The sequence below is a fragment of the Pseudomonas sp. NFR09 genome, from assembly GCF_900111535.1.
GTDB lineage: Bacteria > Pseudomonadota > Gammaproteobacteria > Pseudomonadales > Pseudomonadaceae > Aquipseudomonas > Aquipseudomonas extremorientalis.
Genome location: NZ_FOIH01000002.1, coordinates 233918 through 252496 on the forward strand (window position 1 = coordinate 233918; position 18579 = coordinate 252496).

Genomic DNA, 18579 nt, shown 5'->3' on the forward strand with positions numbered 1-18579 from the left:
GTAGAAGTCTGTGAAACAGAACTCCCTGAATGGATGGTTCAAGAGCGGCGCCCCCGGCGTCTGGATCAGTGGTGGCGCGGTGTCCATCGCGGTCATCATGACCATTGGTTTGCTGGCGGTGATCGCCGTGCGTGGCTTGGGCCACTTCTGGCCGGCCGACCTGATCCAGGCCAACTACAACGTGCCGGGCCAGGCAAACCATATCGTCATCGGCGAAGTGGTGCAGAAGGAAGAAGTACCCCGCGAGCGCCTGAAAAGCGCCGGCCTGCCGGTGCCGGACCAGGGCCCTGAGTTCATGACCCGCGAGCTGATCAAGGTCGGCAACCGTGACCTGAACGGCAATGACTTCACCTGGATCGTCGGCGAGTGGCTCAAGGACCAGACCACGCCGGCGAACCTCATGACCATCGAGCGGCGTGAGTGGGGCAACTTCTACGGCACCCTGGTCAACGTCAAGCAGGATGGCAAGGTCATTGCCGAAGGCGAGGCTGCCTGGCCGGAGCTGCAGGCCCGTGTGGACCGCGTCAACAAGCTGGCTGCCCAGCTCAAGACCCTCGAAAAATCCGACATCGGCGCAATCAACGCCGGCCTGGAACGTATCCGCCTGCATGGCCGCAAACTGGAATTGGAAGGCAAGCTCGACGCCGCCGCACAGGCCGACATGGACGCCGACCGCGCCGAGCTGAATGCCCGTTACCAAGACATCGAAGCCCGCCTGGCCGACCTGCACGCCCAGTTCAACCGCGACGCGCTGACCGCTCGCGACGGCAACGGCAAGGAAGTGGAAATCGGCATCGGCAAAGTGGTGCACGCCTACCAGCCGAACTCCATGGGCACGATCACCAAGATCGGCTTCTACTTCAGCAAGGTCTGGGAATTCCTCAGCGATGACCCACGGGAAGCCAACACCGAAGGCGGGATCTTCCCGGCCATCTTCGGCACCGTGATGATGACCCTGATCATGGCGATGATCGTGACCCCGTTCGGCGTGCTGGCGGCGGTGTACCTGCGTGAATACGCCAAGCAGAACACCCTGACGCGGGTTATCCGTATCGCCGTGAACAACCTGGCCGGCGTACCGGCCATCGTCTACGGCGTGTTCGGCCTGGGCTTCTTCGTGTACGTATTGGGTGGCTCGGTTGACCGCCTGTTCTTCGCCGAAGCCCTGCCGGCGCCGACGTTCGGCACGCCGGGCCTGTTGTGGGCCTCGCTGACCCTGGCGCTGCTGGCGGTGCCGGTGGTGATCGTGGCCACGGAAGAAGGCCTGGCGCGAATTCCTCGCACTGTGCGTGAAGGCTCCCTGGCACTGGGTGCGACCAAGGCGGAAACGCTGTGGAAGATCGTGCTGCCGATGGCCAGCCCGGCAATGATGACCGGCATGATCCTCGCCGTGGCCCGCGCCGCCGGTGAGGTGGCGCCGCTGATGCTGGTGGGCGTGGTGAAACTGGCGCCGTCGTTGCCGCTGGACGGCAACTACCCGTACCTGCATCTGGACCAGAAGATCATGCACCTGGGCTTCCACATCTATGACGTCGGCTTCCAGAGCCCCAACGTCGAAGCCGCCCGGCCGCTGGTGTACGCCACCGCGTTGCTGCTGGTGCTGGTGATCGCCACGCTCAACTTGTCGGCAGTGTGGATCCGTAACCATCTGCGCGAAAAATACAAAGCGTTGGACAGCTAAAGCTTTTCAATGTGGGAGGGGTCAAGCCCCCTCCCACACACAATGAATTGGTAGCACAGGGAGCATCCCATGCAGCAAGACACCCACACTCACGGCATCAACATGTCTGCCCTGGGTCGCGACAAGCAGAGCCTGAGCCTTGCCCAGGAAACCGTGGCCATCGAAGTGCCGGGCCTGAGCCTGTACTACGGTGAAAAACAGGCGCTGTTCGACGTCAGCATGAACATTCCCAAGCAGCGCGTGACCGCCTTCATCGGCCCGTCGGGCTGCGGCAAGTCCACGCTGCTGCGTACCTTCAACCGCATGAACGACCTGGTGGACGGTTGCCGTGTGGACGGTGCCATCAACCTCTACGGCACCAACATTTACCGCAAGGGCGAAGATGTGGCCGAGCTGCGTCGGCGCGTGGGCATGGTGTTCCAGAAGCCCAACCCGTTCCCCAAGACCATCTACGAAAACGTGGTCTACGGCCTGCGTATCCAGGGCATCAACAAGAAGCGCATCCTCGACGAAGCGGTCGAGTGGGCCTTGAAAGGCGCGGCGCTGTGGGACGAAGTGAAGGACCGCCTGCACGACTCGGCCCTCGGTCTGTCCGGCGGCCAGCAACAGCGTCTGGTGATCGCTCGCACAATCGCCGTGGAGCCGGAAGTGTTGCTGCTCGACGAACCCTGCTCGGCTCTCGACCCGATCTCGACGCTGAAAGTCGAAGAACTGATCTACGAGCTCAAGTCCAAGTTCACCATCGTTATCGTGACCCACAACATGCAACAGGCGGCGCGGGTTTCCGACTACACCGCGTTCATGTACATGGGCAAGCTGGTGGAATTCGGCGACACCGATACCCTGTTCACCAATCCGGCGAAGAAGCAGACCGAAGACTACATCACCGGTCGCTACGGCTAGGAAGCTGTGGTTCTGATTGCACTGACGCTGCGGTTATCCGCACCTTACCGGACGCTCCAAGGACGCCAACATGATTAGCAAAGAAGGCCTTACCCACCACATCTCCGCGCAGTTCAACGCCGAGCTCGAGGAAGTGCGCAGCCACCTCCTGGCGATGGGCGGGCTGGTGGAGAAGCAAGTCAACGATGCGGTCACCGCGCTGATCGAGGCCGACTCGGGCCTGGCCCAGCAAGTGCGTGAGATCGATGACCAGATCAACCAGATGGAACGCAATATCGACGAAGAATGCCTGCGCATTCTCGCCCGTCGCCAGCCGGCGGCGTCCGACCTGCGGTTGATCATCAGCATCTCCAAATCGGTGATCGACCTGGAGCGCATCGGCGACGAAGCCACCAAGATCGCCCGACGCGCCATCCAGTTGTGCGAAGAAGGCGAAGCGCCGCGCGGTTACGTGGAAGTGCGCCACATCGGCGACCAGGTGCGCAACATGGTGCGCGATGCGCTCGACGCCTTTGCCCGCTTCGACGCCGAACTGGCACTGTCGGTGGCCCAGTACGACAAGGTCATCGACCGTGAGTACAAGACTGCGCTGCGTGAGCTGGCCACCTACATGATGGAAGACCCGCGCTCTATCTCGCGGGTCTTGAGCATTATCTGGGTGCTGCGCTCCCTGGAGCGGATTGGCGACCATGCGCGCAATATCTCCGAACTGGTGATTTACCTGGTGCGCGGCACCGACGTGCGGCACATGGGCCTCAAGCGCATGAAGGCCGAAGTTGAAGGTTCAGTCGATCAAATCCCTAATGTTCCGGGCGTACCTGACGATAAGTAAGGTTGCCCGAGAAATTAACGCCCGGCCTTTGGTCGGGCGTTTTTGTTTGCGGGCCCGAATTTTTCAGCGAGGGGGCACAAGAAAGTCCCAACGTGACTGCAGAGTTTTTGGCAAAATGCCATCAGTCAGGCGTCTTGCGTGCCGAAGTTTTTATAGGATGAAGGGTCGATGAGTAAAGTCAGTGTGTTGGTGGTGGATGACGCCTCGTTTATCCGCGACCTGGTGAAGAAGTGCCTGCGCAACTACTTCCCCGGGATCAAGCTTGAAGATGCGGTGAACGGCAAAAAGGCCCAGGCCATCCTGATGCGCGAGACCTTCGACCTGGTGCTGTGCGACTGGGAAATGCCAGAGATGTCCGGCCTTGAGCTGTTGACCTGGTGCCGCGAGCAGCCTCACCTCAAAGCCATGCCGTTCGTGATGGTCACCAGCCGTGGCGACAAGGAGAACGTAGTCCAGGCTATCCAGGCCGGGGTTTCCGGCTACGTCAGCAAACCGTTTACCAACGAGCAGTTGCTGAACAAGGTCAAGCAGGCCCTGCACAAGATCGGTCGCCTCGACGCCCTGGTCGCCAGCGCGCCGACCAAGATGAACTCGGCTTTCGGCAACGATTCCTTGAGCGCCCTGACCGGCGGCAAACCCGAAGTGGCGCGTGCGGCTCCCGTTGCGGCTGCCGCTCCTGCGCCTAACAAAGGGTTGCTCAACAGCCCACCGGTGCAGGCGCCGGTAGCGGCTGCGCCGGCTGGCGGTCGTGGCCAGGGCCAATTGCGCCTGTCCAGTGGCACCCAGCAATGCGTGATCAAGGCGCTGAGCATCAAGGAAGCGCTGCTGGTGGTGCGTCGCGGTGAAGTCCTGCCCCAGGTACTGGAAAGCGCCGTGCTCGACCTGGAGCAAGGCGAAAACGCCGAAGTGGCCCGCCTCAATGGCTACCTGCACGCCATCGTCGCCTTCGAACCGAAGCCGGACAGCGATTGGCTGCAGCTGACCTTCCGGTTTATTGACCAGGATGCGCAGAAGCTCGACTACATCTCCCGCCTGATTGCGCGCGGTACGGCACAGAAGCACTTTGTGCCGGGTGCGTGATCCTGAGGGACACCGTACAACTGTGGGAGGGGGCTTGCCCCCGATGACGGCGGTTCAGCTAAGCAGTCGGTGGCTGACATCCCGCAATCGGGGGCAAGCCCCCTCCCACATTGGGATCTCCATTGTGGCGTATAGAGTTGTCATGATCCCTTGCTAACCTGCCGTTCAGTCATCCCGGCAGGTTTACGCCATGCTTATGCGCTTCTTGCTGTGCTGCGGGTTGGCGACGGTCGCTATGTCGGCCCAGGCCATGACCCTCTACAAATCCGTCGATGCCAATGGCCTGGTGTTTATCAGCGACCGGTATACGCCGGGCGCCCTGGCGTTCGTGATCCAGGAGCGCAAGGTTGAGCGACCGATGCTTGTCGTGCCCAAGCCCAATCGTGCACAACAAGCCTATCGCTACCCCTTGCCCTGGCGTGGCGGTCCTTTCCGAATGACCCAGGGACCCAACGGCAGCTTCAGCCACACCGATGCCAAAAGTCGTTATGCGATGGACATCGCCATGCCCGAAGGCACGCCAATCATTGCGGCGCGCAGCGGGGTGGTGGTGAAAACCGAGAACGAGCAGAACGGGCGGGGCAGTGATGCGTCGGGGAATTTCGTGAGGGTGCGCCACGACGACGGCACCGAGGGCGTGTACCTGCACCTCAAGCAAGGTTCGGTCAGCGTCCGGGTCGGGCAGCATGTAGCGGTGGGGAGCCCGCTGGCGTTGTCGGGCAATACCGGCAACAGCAGCGGGCCGCATCTGCATTTTGTGGTGCAGCGCGTTACCGGGGCGGGGCTGGTCTCGATCCCATATGAGTTCAATCAGCCGGTCGGTGCATTGCCCAATTTTGCATTGGGCAATTGACGGTCAATCCAGCAACAGCACCTTGGCCAGTACGATCTTCGGCCCTTTCATCTTCTTGATGATGATGCGCAAGCCTTCAACCTCCAGCACTTCTTCCTCCTCGGGCACCCGCTTGAGGGTGTCATAGATCAGGCCGGCCAGGGTTTCGGCTTCGATGTGGTCCAGGTCCACGCCCAGCAGGCGCTCCACCTTGAACAGCGGCGTGTCGCCACGCACCAGCAGCTTGCCCGGCTGATAGGCCAGGATGCCGCGCTCGGCCTTGCGGTGTTCGTCCTGGATATCGCCCACCAGCACTTCCAGCACGTCTTCCATGGTGAGGTAGCCGATGATCTTGCCGTCGGCTTCTTCCACCAGGGCGAAGTGCGCGCCGCCTTTGCGGAATTGTTCCAGCAGCTGCGACAACGGCATGTGCCGCGACACACGCTCCAGCGGGCGGGTCAGCTCGGCCAGGTTGAACGACTCGGGGATGTGGTCCAGGGCCGCCAGTTCCAGCAGCAGGTCCTTGATGTGCAACAGGCCCACGAATTCGTTGCGTACCGCGTCATATACCGGGTAACGGCTGAACTTGTGGCGACGGAACAGCGCAAGGATTTCCTTGAGCGGCGCGTTGAAGTCCAGGGTCACCAGGTCTTCCCGGGAGTTGGCCCAGTCCACCACTTCCAGCTCGCCCATTTCCACGGCGGAGGCCAGTACGCGCATGCCCTGGTCGCTCGGGTCCTGGCCACGGCTGGAGTGCAGGATCAGCTTGAGTTCTTCGCGGCTGTAATGGTGTTCATGGTGCGGGCCAGGCTCGCCCTGGCCGGCAATGCGCAGGATGGCGTTGGCGCTGGCGTTGAGCAGGTAGATCGCCGGGTACATGGCCCAGTAGAACAGGTACAGCGGCACCGCCGTCCACAGCGACAGCAGCTCGGGCTTGCGGATCGCCCAGGACTTGGGCGCCAGCTCGCCGACCACGATGTGCAGGTAGGAGATCACGAAGAACGCCGCAAAGAACGACACGCCCTTGATCACTTCCGGCGACTCGACGCCCACGGCGCCCAGCAGTGGCTCGAGGATGTGCGCGAAGGCCGGCTCACCGACCCAGCCCAGGCCCAGGGAGGCGAGGGTGATGCCCAGCTGGCACGCCGACAGGTAGGCGTCGAGCTGGCTGTGTACGGTGCGCAGGATCTGCCCGCGCCAGCCGTTCTTGTGGGCGATGGCCTCGACCCGGGTGGCGCGCAGTTTGACCATGGCGAACTCCGCCGCAACGAAGAAACCGTTGAGCAGTACCAGGATCAGAGCAAAAAGAATCATGCCGAAGTCGGCGAAGAGTGTCGCGAGGGTGATACCAGGGGAAGGGTCCATGATGGGGTTTTGCAGGTTCCGTATGTTCAGTAAGGGGTGGCAGGCGGGCCTGAAAGGCAGGCGCAAGTCGGCCAATGTAGCGGCTGACGGGGCGCTTGCCTAGTGCCCACTGCCGGGCGGGGCCTGGAATGCACTCTCTAAAACAACACCGGTCCACTGTGGGAGGGGGCTTGCCCCCGATGGCAGTATATCAGGCAGCACATTCATATCTGACCCGCCGCCATCGGGGGCAAGCCCCCTCCCACATGTAGGCCCGTGGTGTATTTGGATTACTCGTCGTTGCTGAGGGCTCGCGAGCGCGCCACCTGAGCCGGCGGAAAATGGCAGGTAAACGTGCTGCCATGTCCCAGCACGCTGCTGATTTCCAGGCGTGCGCGGTGGCGCAGCAGCACGTGCTTGACGATCGCCAGGCCGAGCCCGGTGCCACCGGTGTTGGAATTGCGGCTGGAGTCGACACGGTAGAAGCGCTCGGTCAGGCGCGGCAGGTGCTTGGCGTCGATACCGATGCCGGAGTCCTGCACGCTCAAATGCGCACCTTGTTCGTCGGCCCACCAGCGGATGCGGATATTGCCTTTGTCCTGGGTGTACTTCACGGCGTTGAACACCAGGTTGGAAAACGCGCTGCGCAACTCGCCTTCGCTGCCCTTGAGCAGCACGGCCGGGTCGGCTTCCAGGCTGATCTGCTGCCCGCGTTGGCCGGAGAGGGCCTGGGCGTCGTTCTTGATGGTCTGCAACAGGCTTTGCACGGCCACCGGCTGGTTGTCCGACGGATAATCGGTGGCTTCCAGCTTGGCCAGCAACAGCAGGTCGTTGAGCAGGGTCTGCATGCGCGAGCCTTGCTGCTGCATTTGCTGCAGGGCCCGGCTCCAGCGTGGGTTGATCTCGTCGACGTTGTCCAGCAGCGTCTCCAGGTAGCCGCAGATCACCGTCAGCGGTGTACGCAACTCGTGGGAGACGTTGGCGACGAAGTCCTTGCGCATCTGCTCCAGCTGGTGGATGCGGGTGACATCGCGCACCAGCATCAGGTGTTCATTGTTGCCGTAGCGCGTCAGGTACAGCTGGATGCGTACGCGGTCATTGGTGGGCGAGGGGATTTCCAGGGCTTCTTCGTAGTTCTCCTGTTCGAAGTACTCCTTGAAGCGCGGGTGGCGCACCAGATTGGTCACTGGCTGGCCGCTGTCCTGGGGTGTCTTGAGGCCCAGCAGGGTCTCGGCGGCGCGGTTCCACCATTCCAGGTTGCCGTCGCTGTCGAGCATGATCACCGCGTCCTTGAGCGCGGCGGTGGACTCCTGCACCCGGTCGATCACCGCTTGCAGGCGGCCGCGCACACGCTGGTCGCGACGTTGCAGGTGGTAGATGCTGTCGAACACCTCGCCCCACAGGCCGTAGCCATCGGGTGGTGCCTCATCGGGTTTATGCTGGCGTAGCCATTCGTGCAGGCGCAGCAGTTGCTTGAGGGTCCAGCCCAGGTACAGCGCGATGCCGACTGCCAGACTCCAGCCGTAATAGCCGCTGACCAGCCCAACCAGCAGGCAGCCGGTGATCAGCAAAAGCATGTGGCGGATCAGGGTGCCATGCCAGTTTTGGTTCACTTGAACATGCGTCCTTGTCAGCTGTTAAGTCAGGATCCGATTGGCTCAGCCCTTGGTAGAGAAGCGGTAACCAGTGCCGCGCACGGTTTGTACCAGATTCTCGTAGGCATCGCCCAAGGCTTTGCGCAGGCGACGGATATGCACGTCCACGGTGCGTTCTTCCACGTACACGTTGCCGCCCCACACTTGGTCCAGCAGTTGGCCACGGGTGTAGGCGCGCTCCTGGTGGGTCATGAAGAATTGCAGCAGGCGGTATTCGGTGGGGCCCATCTCGGCCGGTTTGCCGTCGATGGTCACGCGGTGGCTGATCGGGTCCAGCAGCAGGCCGCCGACTTCGATAGGCGCTTCGCCATCGGTAGGCCCGGCGCGGCGCAGTACGGCCTTCAGGCGCGCTACCAACTCCCGTGGGGAAAAAGGTTTGGTGATGTAGTCATCGGCACCGACTTCCAGGCCCTGGATCTTGTTGTCCTCTTCGCCCTTGGCGGTGAGCATGATGATCGGGATGTCCCCGGTCAGCTCGTCACGCTTGAGGCGGCGGGCCAGTTCGATGCCGGAGGTGCCGGGCAGCATCCAGTCCAGCAGGATCAGGTCCGGCTTGCGGTCGACGATAATGGCATGGGCCTGCTGGGAGTTCTCCGCCTCCAGGCAGTCATAGCCGGCCATTTCCAACGCAACGGCGATCATCTCGCGGATGGGCGCTTCGTCGTCAACAATCAGAATGCTCCTGCCAACCATGCTCGAAAATCCTCTTGTCATTTAACTGTCTTGCGCCGCATTAGATAACGGAATTATTGCAGTCGTGTGACAGTAATTTAGTCGCTCGGGCAATTCCCGCCTCTCTGGACTACGCTTTGAGTCCGAATCCTGACAACCACAAAAGGAAGGTTCCGATGACTTACAGCACGATTTCCTGGAAAGCCCTGCTGGTGACGGCTGCGTTGACGCTGCCGGGCCTGGCGTTTGCGGCGGAGCCGGCGATGACCAAAGACGGAATGCTGGTGGACCACAAGGGCATGACGCTCTACACCTTCGACAAGGACGCTGACGGCAAGTCCGTGTGCAAGGACCAGTGCGCGACCAATTGGCCGCCGTTGAAGGCAGAGTCCACTGACAAGTCGATGGGCAAATGGACCGTTATCACCCGCGATGACCAGACCAGCCAGTGGGCCTATGACGGTAAGCCCGTCTACACCTACAAGGATGACCACAAGGCCGGTGACAAGACCGGTGATGGCAAAGGTGGGGCGTGGCACGTGATCAAGCCTTGATGACGCGGTGCCGCTGAAATCACCGGGGGCAAGTCGAATCGTCGTACCACCCCTCCCACAGGGGAACACATTCCAAATGTGGGAGGGGGCGTGCCCCCGATGAGGTCGGGACAACCGCCACAAAAACCTCAGTGAAACGCATAGTCCGCCACAATCCCGACAAATATCGCCAACCCCGCCCAGTGGTTGTGCAGGAACGCCTTGAAGCACTTCATGCGGTCCTTGTCCCGGGTGTACCAGAACTCCCAGGCAAAACAGCCCGCCGCGCCCAGCAGACCCAGGTGGAACCAGCCACCCAACTCGAATCGCACTCCCGCCAGCAACAGGCACACCAACGACAGCCCTTGCAGCGTAAGGATGATCACGCGATCCGCATCGCCAAATAGAATGGCGGTGGATTTCACGCCGATCTTCAAATCGTCATCCCGGTCGGTCATCGCGTAATACGTGTCGTAACCCACTGTCCACAGCAGGTTGGCGATATACAGCAGCCAGGCCGTAGCGGGAAGGTGACCCGTTTCGGCAGTGAACGCCATCGGCATGCCCCAGGAAAACGCCGCCCCCAGCACCACCTGCGGGTAATAGGTGTAGCGCTTCATGAACGGGTAGCTCGCCGCCAGGGCCAGGCCACCGAGGGACAGCAGGATGGTGGTGGTGTTGGTCAGCAGCACCAGCAGGAAACTGATGCCCATCAGCACGGCAAAAAACACCAGCGCCTCTTTGGAGCTGATCTTGCCGCTCACCAGCGGGCGTTGCTCGGTGCGCTTCACATGGCCGTCGACCTTGCGGTCGGCCCAGTCGTTGATCACACAGCCACCGGCGCGGGTCAGCACCACGCCGAGCACGAAGATCACGATATTGATTAAAGAAGGCGAGCCTTTGCCGGCGATCCACAGCGCCCATAGGGTCGGCCACAACAGCAGGTAGATGCCGATGGGCTTGTCCATACGGGTCAGTTGAATGAAATCCCAGGCCCTGGGGTTCAGGTGGTTCAGGGACTTGAGCAGACGTTGGTACATCAGCAATTCTCCGGATGGGCGTGCAGCGCGTGCCAGAAACTGGGCAAGAAGACTTCCGCGACCAGCACGCTCAGCGGCCCGCGATCAAAGCGTGAGCGGCGTGCCCACAGCCCGTCGACCTGATCGGCCGCTGGCAACCAGTGCCGAGGGTAATGGCACACTTCGATGGCCTGGCGGGTGAAGGCCTGGTCACAGAACAGCAGTTCGCCCAGGGACCGGCTGCCCAACTCATCCATATGCAGGCCGTCGCCCTGCAGAGCGCCGCGTGCGGCCACACTGCGTGCGAACACCCACGGCTGACCATGCCCACGCAGATACACCTCGCGCACCCAACCGATACTGGCCGGCGCCAGCGCCAGGGCGGCACATTCGTCATCGCGTAGCGGTTGCCAGCCTTCGAACAGTGGCGTGACGCTGAAACCGTCGTTGGACAGCCACGTCAACCGCCGCGTCAGCGAGTCTTCGTTGAACAGCCAATTGAGGGTCAAGGACGTGGGTACAGGGGCCAGGAGGCTCTGGGTCAACCATTGGCAAGCATCGGGAGGGTCGATTGAGTGCGGCACGGTGAGTCAGTATCGGCAGCAAAAGAGGCGGCGAGCTTACCATGGCGTCCAACGTTTTTGCCGGACGCAACCGGCTGTTTGCGTCGATCATGCTTGCATCTGCCGGCCACCATCAGTACAAAACGCCCTGAGCCGTACGGCAATGCGGGTCTATCGACCGTCGGCCAAGAAGCCTGGACTCCTGAGGAACAAGTAATGAAGAAGTGGCAATGTGTCGTCTGTGGCCTGATCTACGACGAAAAGGACGGCTGGCCGGATGACGGAATTCTGCCTGGCACCCGTTGGGAAGACGTCCCGGAAGACTGGCTGTGCCCGGACTGCGGCGTGGGCAAAATGGATTTCGAAATGATCGAAATCGGTTGATTCTCGATTTTCAGAAAAGTATTACAAGGAGAAAGGAATGAACGCACCTGTCGTGATCATCGGCACCGGATTGGCCGGTTACAACCTGGCCCGTGAGTTTCGCAAGCTCGACAGCGAAACCCCATTGCTGCTGATCACTGCGGATGACGGGCGCTCCTACTCCAAGCCCATGCTTTCCACCGGGTTTGGCAAGAACAAGGAAGCCGATGGCCTGAGCATGGCTGAACCGGGCGCCATGGCCGAGCAACTCAAGGCCGAAGTGCGCACTCACACCCGCGTCAGCGGCATCGACCCCGGGCACAAGCGCCTGTGGATCGGCGAGGAGGCGGTGGCCTACCGCGACCTGATCCTGGCCTGGGGCGCAGAAACCGTGCGTGTGCCGGTTGAAGGCGATGCGGCTGACCTGATTTTCCCGATCAACGACCTCGAAGACTACGCGCGCTTTCGTGCCGCCGCTGCCGGCAAGCGCCGTGTGCTGCTGCTCGGCGCCGGCCTGATCGGCTGCGAGTTCGCCAATGACCTGATCCTGGGCGGTTATGAAATCGACCTGGTGGCACCGTGCGAGCAAGTCATGCCGACCCTGTTGCACCCGGCCGCCGCCGCCGCGGTACAGGCCGGCCTCGAAGGCCTCGGCGCGCGTTTCCACCTGGGCCCGGTGCTCAATCGCCTGCAGCGCACCGCTGATGGCCTGGAAGCTCACCTGTCGGACGGTGAAGTGATCGCCTGCGACCTGGTGGTCTCGGCCATCGGCCTGCGCCCACGCGTCGACCTGGCCGCCGCCGCCGGCCTGCAGACCAATCGCGGGATCATGGTGGACCGCCATCTCAAGACCTCCCACGCCAATATCTACGCCCTGGGCGACTGCGCCGAGGTCGACGGCCTGAACCTGCTGTACGTGATGCCGCTGATGAGCTGCGCCCGTGCGTTGGCCCAGACCCTGGCCGGCAACGCCACTGCCGTCAGCTACGGCCCGATGCCGGTGACCGTGAAAACCCCGATCTGCCCGCTGGTGGTTTCGCCACCGCCTCGGGGCACCGAAGGCGTCTGGAGTGTCGAAGGCGAGGGCGCCGACATCAAGGCCCTGTGCCGTGACGCCAGCGGTCGCCTGCTGGGTTACGCACTGACTGGCAGCGCCGTGATGGAAAAACTCGCCCTTAACAAAGAACTTCCGCCGTTGCTGGCGTAAATACCGGTCGTTCTGTCGGAATAAGCACGTTTTTCCCTCCAGAAAGGTCGCCGCTAGACTGGCGGAGCGTGCGAGGGCATGCCATCCTCACTCCCGTCTGCCGCAGAGTAGAGCCTGCGGCGCTTTGGGCGCTGCTCCAGAAGAGAGCAGCACGGACATAACAACAAAAAACCGTCAAAGAGGCTTCACTTATGCGTAAACCAGAACTCGCAGCCGCCATCGCTGAAAAAGCCGATCTCACTAAAGAACAGGCCAACCGCGTCCTCAACGCCGTTCTCGAAGAAATCACCGGCGCCCTGCACCGCAAGGACAGCGTCACCCTGGTTGGCTTCGGCACCTTCCTGCAACGCCACCGCGGCGCCCGCACCGGCAAAAACCCTCAAACCGGTGAGCCGGTGAAGATCAAGGCGAGCAACACGGTTGCGTTCAAGCCGGGTAAATCGCTGAAAGACACTGTCAACGCGTAATGGCGTTACCGTCTCGAAGGGGGCGGGGTGGTAGGAGAGATGGGCACGCCGACTGGATCGGGTGCCCATTTTTTGTGGGGTATTGATACGTATGCCAATTCAAGCCAGTTCGTCTAATCGCGTTTTAGAGCGTCGACTTGCTCTTCCACTGTCTTGACGACATCAGCGCCACCTTCCCCGATATCAACAAATTCCCACTCCTCACTGGGCGGGTCAATCATCTTGGCCAGTGTTGAAATAGCGTGCACGATCAAAGGCTTCAACTGTACTGTGCTGTTTAAGAATCCTGGAGAAGTGAAATAAATCGTGCGGTGAATTCTGCGCCTTCATATTCTTCCAGATTGTCAGTGTTGAAAACTGCACCTCGTTGAGTTGTGAGTTTTAACAGTCGTCGCTTTAATATTTTGTTGATCTGGCTTTCAGGTTCCGCAGAGATCACTGTGAGTGCTTTTTTTGCGCGGGCTGCCACATCCTTAAAGAAAACGTGTTTGGCCTCGGCGGGGGGTATGATGTTTTCCAGGTTGCAGTTTTCAAAGGTTACATAGTCAAGTTTGCAAAGTTCAAAGTCGACAGAAATTGGGGTGTGGGGCTGATCTGATATAAAACGGACTTCCTGGAGTTTTCCAATGAATTTAATGTTGGTTATATTTTTTGCGTTAAACGAGTTATCAATGATTTTGCACTGAGAAAAGGTGCAGCTGACAAAGGTGCAATCCTTCAAGGATGCTTCACGGAAGTTGCATTTCACAAACGTGCAGTTTTCGAATTTGCTATTGCTGAAGCCGGATGCCTGAAAATCCGCATTCTTGAACGAGCAACGGGTCAAGGATGTTTTATTGAAGAATCGCGAGCCGGAAAAGTCAGCTTTCTCAAAGTCGCAATTTTCCAAAACACATTGGTCAAAAATCGGATCGCAGAGGTTCGCGTTTTTCAGTTTGCAACCACTGATGAGCTCGTTTTCAAAGCGCGTTTTTTTAGGCAAAACAAGTCCGTCCTGCTCAACGCCGGACAGTACCTTTGATGGAATTTTTTCACTCACCATAATATTCCTTCATAACCATTGCCCCAGTCCCCGTAACGCCGCTGATGCGTGCCCCTTTTCCAATCAGCCTTCGTCGTGAGATCCCACCAGGTTTTAGTTTTAGTTTCATACACATCGGGTAGGCGTTGCCCTGATTTGGATACCTCCAAATGCCCCAGTGACGGGTCATTTTTTACTCTGTTTTTGAAGTCTGCATCTATTCTCTGCCCTACATACCGGCGATAGCGTGATCGTGCTTGTCCGAGATCACCTCTGTCATAGGCTCGTTTTACTGCTGCTCTCTGTTTCGGGGTCAACGACCGTTGAGGGTTACTGTAAACAGCCTTTCTAGCGGCATTGGCGTGTGCCTGAAGCTTGGCTGTTGTTGAACCGCAAGGTGCCCATCCCAACGGATCGATCCATCCGGAAGGATTAGGAGAATACTGATAAAGGTTAAAACCTCCTGCCAGCCCAACAGGGTCCGGCGTTGTAAAGCGCCCTATATCCGGATCATAAAACCGAAATGTATTGAAATGCAGCCCCGTCTCCCGGTCCAGGTACTGTCCCTGGAATCGTAGGTTCTGCTCTTCAATGTAGTAAGGCTCGCGCACTTCCTCGGAGGTATTGCCCCACACTTGGTAACTGGCCTGCCAGAGGGGGTGTCCATCGGCCTCGGTAAGCTGCTCAGGGAGGCCGTTCAGATCATTGTGGTAATAGCGAATTTTTTCAAGCGACCCGGTACCGTCTATTCGGGCCAGAGGCTCGTAGCTTTCCCCTTCATAAACATAAAGGCTCGTCTGGCTGTGCTTATGCTCTTGCAACAGGCGTAAACCATCCCAGGTGAAACGTGTCTGACCCAGCGGATAGCCATCGTCGTCATATTCGTTTTTTTCGACGCGTCGACCCAGTGGGTCATAGGTCATCCTGACCACGCTGCCGCTCTCATTTCGCACTTCAACCAGCCGACTTTCCGCGTCATAGGCAAAGCGCTGAAAACCACGCATGCCGCTGCGTTTTTCGATCATACGGCCCATGGCATCGTATCGATAACGCTTGTCCTGATAGGTGAGCAGCCGGTTATGTCGTACAAGTCCCCCTTGATGCCCGCTATCCAGCAGGTTGGCTGCGGCGTCATAGGCGTAGGTTTCGCTCTTTCCGACGTGGTGGCAGACAAGAATGCGGTCGGTGCTGTCGTAACCCAAGTGCTCTTGGCGATCGTGAATACGGCCGATGCGACGACGCCCGATCAGGTTATCGCTGGAATCGTAGCTGTAGCCAGTCTCGACCAACGGCGGCAACTGCCACGGTTGGTCAATACTGCGGCGCTGCCGTGAGCGAATCCTGCCACTGCGGTCGTATGTGGTACTTGTCTTGAGTTGGCCTTGAGTGCGCTGTACTTCGCGGTGCAAACGATCACGCTCGAAGTCGCTGATGACCTTTCCGTCGAGATTTAACTGATGCAGGTGGCCGCTGCCGTAGTAGAGTCGGTTCAGCCATCGACCGTCGGGCAACCGGGTCTGAATCAGGTTCCCCAATTCGTCGTAGCAATGCTGTAGGGAGCCCGCTGTACTTTGCTCCTGCAGCAGTTGCCCAAGCGCATCGTAGCTGAAGTCCAGTCGATGCTGTCGACCGTCAGGCGCGGTGGACGTGACGCTGACCAGTTGATCGTTCAGATCATGTTCGTAAACGGTGATGCCGTCTGCGGTGACTTTACTGACCAGGCGTCCGATTGGGTCTCGTTGAAACTGGTGTGAGAACGGCGCTACCGGTTTGCCTTCCGTCCCCGGCAGATAGTCCACGGCGACGACATCATCCAGCGGATCATAGGTGTAGCAGCGCCGACTCTGGTCGAGGTCTTGCTGTTGCACCATGCGGTCGGCCGCATCCCACTCGAAGCGGTAGCTTTCGCCGTTCTCATTGGTCAGCTTGCGCAGTCGCCCGTAGGCGTCGTGATCAAACATGACCGTGCGGTTATGCGCATCCCAGCGTTGCTTGACCAGGCCGCGTGTGTCATAGGCGTAGCGCGTGGTGCTACCGGCGGGATCGACATGGGCCGTCAGATAACCGCTGGCGCTGCGCTGGAACTGTTCCACACGGCCATCCGGGAGTTGGCTCTCCAAGAGCAGCCCTCGAGGGCCGTACCGGTAGCGCACCGACTCGCCTTCTGCATTGGTTTGCACCACCAGATTGCCAAAGGCGTCGTACTGATAACGGGTGGGATAACCCGAGCAATCCACCGCTTCGACCAGTTGGCTCCACTCGTTCCAATGCAGCACTTTGGTTTTTTCCGTGGCATCGATGATGCGCACCGGCTGACCGAAACCGTCATAGACATAGCGAGTACGGTTGCCCAGTGGGTCGATTTCTTCGATGCAGTTGCCTCGCTGGTCGTAGCGATAATGCCAACTGTTGCCCGCCGGATCAGTTTCCACTTGGGGCAATGCCCAGTGCGCCAGCCACTGCGTGCTACTGGTCCTGGCCAATGGATCGATCACCGTGCTCAGGTTGCCGGACGCGTCATAGTTGAAGCGCCACTGGCCGTTTTGCGGGTCAATCGCACCGAGCAACTGGCGATCTTCGTTCCACTCGAACTGCCACGTATGGCCCAGGTTATCGACGTAGCGAGTGATCTGGTACTGCGGGTTCCAATGCCGTGTGCTGACGCGCATCAGGCCGTCGGTCACACGGGTAATACCAGCGTAGAGATCGTAGTCGAAGGTGTACTCATCGCCAGCGTCTGTCCAGTGGCGGCTCACGCGCCACTCCTCGCCGTGCGGCCCGGGCACTGCACCCCATTGGTAGAAGCAGCGCAGGCCAACGGGCAATTGGTGTTCGACCATTCGCCGGCAATTGTCATAAGCAAAGCGTCGAAGGGTCGTACCTTGCCCGTCCAAGACTTCAGCCAGGTCGCCGTGACTGTCATAGCGGTAACTGACGAGCACATCGCTGCGCGCTTCGAAATGTTGCTGGTGCAGGTAACGTCGTTCGATTTCGCTCACGCGCCGTGGGTGTTCGGCCGAGTAGCTCAGCTCTACGTGCATCAAGTCATGGGTGTCGCGTAGGCGATACAGCCGCCCCTGAGTGTCGTAGTCGAGAAAGATCCGCCCTTCATTGCGATCACCCAGCAGATGCAGGCGCATCCGCGAACTGTTTAGCGGGTCGGCTTCGAACAGTCGATACAGGCCGTCGATACTCTCGATCAATATTGCGCCGTCACCGCTGCGCCTGACCGCAAGGCCTTCGCCCGGATCGAAGGCTCCACCGGACAAGGGGATATAACCGATCTCCAGGCGGCGCCCCTGCTCATCGATGTAGAACAGGTTATCGTCTGCCTCTATCTCGATCGACACCTCATACGCAACGCTCCAGCTGGCGCCAAAGAGGCCATCCCGGCGTGTGTCGAGGCTGCTGTAGAAACGCTGCCAATCTATCGGGAGCAAGCCCGGGAGGATGAAGTCGAGTTCCTCGTCCCCGCCCAGGATCTTGGCCCCGGTCGCGCTGTGAACCGGATTGGGCGAGCCATTTGTGGCGCTCTTGAGCGCAGAGGTGATCTTGCTGGTTGCGTAAGAGACGGCACCTCCTACCAACAAACCTCCGACCAGGCACGGCAGCTTGCTCCAGAAACACTTCAGGTTGCCTCGCAACGCCATCACCACAGCAATCGCCAGGCCTACGCCGGGCGTTTTTCCGCTGCGAATTTCCTGCACCACGATGGTCTCACCACCGATGCGCACATCCGGCGAGATCAGACCCTGGGCTGTCCCTACCTTGGCGTCACAGGTGCTGCGATCGCCGCTTCGCGCTGCAGGTTGCCCATTGATGAACACTGAGCTTGAGCCCTCTGCAATGAATTGCAAGGGCATCGGCGGGTGCTTGTTGCACGCAACGGTGTCCAGTCGGCAAGGCTCGGTGCCGGGAGCGGGTGAGGCGACGGTCGGTCGCCACAGTTGAGAGAAAAACTCCCCGGCCATGTCCAGAAAGCTCGGTTCTGGTGGCTCACTGGGGGCCACCGGCACAGCGGTCATCTTGCCAGCCGCTCGTGCAGCCTTTTTCCCGTTGATGAAAACGTTGTCTGAACCACTGGTAATGAAGGCGTCGATCACCGGTGGAAACACCCAATTGGCAGCTGACTCGCACCAACTGGATATTTTCAGATCGGCCCCTGTAAGCCCCGCGGTGATCCCGACGACCGCACCCACGACCAAAACCAATGCAACGCCACCGGTGGCGATGGTTGCGCCGGTTGTTATAGCAACCGCCGCCGCGACCGCGAGGCAGCCCACGTAGGTGATTGCCGCATAGGCGGCCACTTCCAGTACACCGCCGAGAATATCGGCCATCACCGAGGTGTGCAGCAGTGCGTCGCCTTCGCGGGCGGCCCAGAGGTCTTCACTCATTGCTCAGTTT

Annotated in this window: 16 protein-coding genes; 9 read left to right on the forward strand and 7 right to left on the reverse strand. The window is 60.0% G+C overall.

All coding sequences use genetic code 11. The features are described from left to right. Nucleotides 1-10 precede the first annotated feature (10 nt). From pstA to BMX59_RS05020, 5 genes are all read left to right on the forward strand, one after another. On the forward strand, nt 11-1681 hold the full coding sequence (gene pstA, locus BMX59_RS05000; RefSeq protein WP_092241613.1) for a phosphate ABC transporter permease PstA: 1671 nt from the start codon (nt 11-13) through the stop codon (nt 1679-1681). Nucleotides 1682-1750: 69 nt separating this feature from the next. Next, nucleotides 1751-2584, forward strand: coding sequence for a phosphate ABC transporter ATP-binding protein PstB (gene pstB / locus BMX59_RS05005; protein ID WP_025856391.1), 834 nt, complete (start codon nt 1751-1753; stop codon nt 2582-2584). Nucleotides 2585-2654: 70 nt separating this feature from the next. Continuing rightward, complete coding sequence (gene phoU / locus BMX59_RS05010; protein ID WP_058424288.1) at nt 2655-3416, forward strand: phosphate signaling complex protein PhoU; 762 nt, start codon at nt 2655-2657, stop codon at nt 3414-3416. A 168-nt stretch (nt 3417-3584) separates the two neighbouring features. Beyond that, entirely contained in the window at nt 3585-4496 is a 912-nt protein-coding gene (locus tag BMX59_RS05015; RefSeq protein ID WP_092241615.1) for a response regulator, read from the forward strand. Nucleotides 4497-4686: 190 nt separating this feature from the next. Next, the gene (locus tag BMX59_RS05020) at nt 4687-5349 is read left to right on the forward strand and encodes a M23 family metallopeptidase (protein WP_093120326.1); all 663 of its coding nucleotides are present in this window, start codon (nt 4687-4689) and stop codon (nt 5347-5349) included. 3 nt (nt 5350-5352) lie between these two features. On the opposite strand, the gene BMX59_RS05025 is transcribed toward BMX59_RS05020, so the two are convergent. The 3 genes from BMX59_RS05025 to phoB all read right to left on the reverse strand — a co-directional run bounded on the left by BMX59_RS05025 (nt 5353) and on the right by phoB (nt 9020). Then, nucleotides 5353-6693 (reverse strand): hemolysin family protein, encoded by a 1341-nt coding sequence (locus tag BMX59_RS05025; RefSeq protein ID WP_010207573.1) that lies wholly within the window; start codon nt 6691-6693, stop codon nt 5353-5355. A 269-nt stretch (nt 6694-6962) separates the two neighbouring features. Beyond that, nucleotides 6963-8249 (reverse strand): phosphate regulon sensor histidine kinase PhoR, encoded by a 1287-nt coding sequence (phoR, locus tag BMX59_RS05030; protein WP_256572938.1) that lies wholly within the window; start codon nt 8247-8249, stop codon nt 6963-6965. 81 nt (nt 8250-8330) lie between these two features. Further along, nucleotides 8331-9020, reverse strand: coding sequence for a phosphate regulon transcriptional regulator PhoB (gene phoB / locus BMX59_RS05035; protein ID WP_003176964.1), 690 nt, complete (start codon nt 9018-9020; stop codon nt 8331-8333). A gap of 155 nt (nt 9021-9175) precedes the next feature. Between phoB and BMX59_RS05040 the strand changes: the two genes are divergently transcribed. After that, on the forward strand, nt 9176-9553 hold the full coding sequence (locus BMX59_RS05040; RefSeq protein ID WP_071490818.1) for a COG4315 family predicted lipoprotein: 378 nt from the start codon (nt 9176-9178) through the stop codon (nt 9551-9553). Between the two features lie 128 nt (nt 9554-9681). On the opposite strand, the gene ubiA is transcribed toward BMX59_RS05040, so the two are convergent. Together ubiA and BMX59_RS05050 are read right to left on the reverse strand one after the other, a co-directional pair. Then, on the reverse strand, nt 9682-10572 hold the full coding sequence (gene ubiA, locus BMX59_RS05045) for a 4-hydroxybenzoate octaprenyltransferase (RefSeq protein WP_093120332.1): 891 nt from the start codon (nt 10570-10572) through the stop codon (nt 9682-9684). Beyond that, nucleotides 10572-11135: a chorismate--pyruvate lyase family protein gene (locus BMX59_RS05050; RefSeq protein WP_092241628.1), complete on the reverse strand. Its 564-nt coding sequence runs from the start codon at nt 11133-11135 to the stop codon at nt 10572-10574. The genes ubiA and BMX59_RS05050 overlap by 1 nt, the downstream gene beginning before the upstream one ends. A gap of 195 nt (nt 11136-11330) precedes the next feature. Between BMX59_RS05050 and BMX59_RS05055 the strand changes: the two genes are divergently transcribed. From BMX59_RS05055 to BMX59_RS05065, 3 genes are all read left to right on the forward strand, one after another. Beyond that, complete coding sequence (locus BMX59_RS05055; RefSeq protein WP_015886569.1) at nt 11331-11498, forward strand: rubredoxin; 168 nt, start codon at nt 11331-11333, stop codon at nt 11496-11498. Between the two features lie 37 nt (nt 11499-11535). Next, on the forward strand, nt 11536-12684 hold the full coding sequence (locus BMX59_RS05060; RefSeq protein WP_092241630.1) for an NAD(P)/FAD-dependent oxidoreductase: 1149 nt from the start codon (nt 11536-11538) through the stop codon (nt 12682-12684). 191 nt (nt 12685-12875) lie between these two features. Continuing rightward, complete coding sequence (locus BMX59_RS05065) at nt 12876-13151, forward strand: HU family DNA-binding protein (RefSeq protein ID WP_003176958.1); 276 nt, start codon at nt 12876-12878, stop codon at nt 13149-13151. Between the two features lie 277 nt (nt 13152-13428). Here the strand turns inward: BMX59_RS05065 and BMX59_RS05070 are convergent, their stop codons facing one another. Further along, entirely contained in the window at nt 13429-14190 is a 762-nt protein-coding gene (locus tag BMX59_RS05070) for a pentapeptide repeat-containing protein (protein ID WP_170856040.1), read from the reverse strand. Further along, nucleotides 14187-18569 carry an RHS repeat-associated core domain-containing protein gene (locus BMX59_RS05075; RefSeq protein WP_093120339.1) on the reverse strand — a complete coding sequence of 1461 codons (4383 nt, stop codon included), beginning with the start codon at nt 18567-18569 and terminating at the stop codon, nt 14187-14189. Before BMX59_RS05075 ends, BMX59_RS05070 begins: the two co-directional genes overlap by 4 nt. Between the last annotated feature and the right edge of the window lie 10 nt (nt 18570-18579).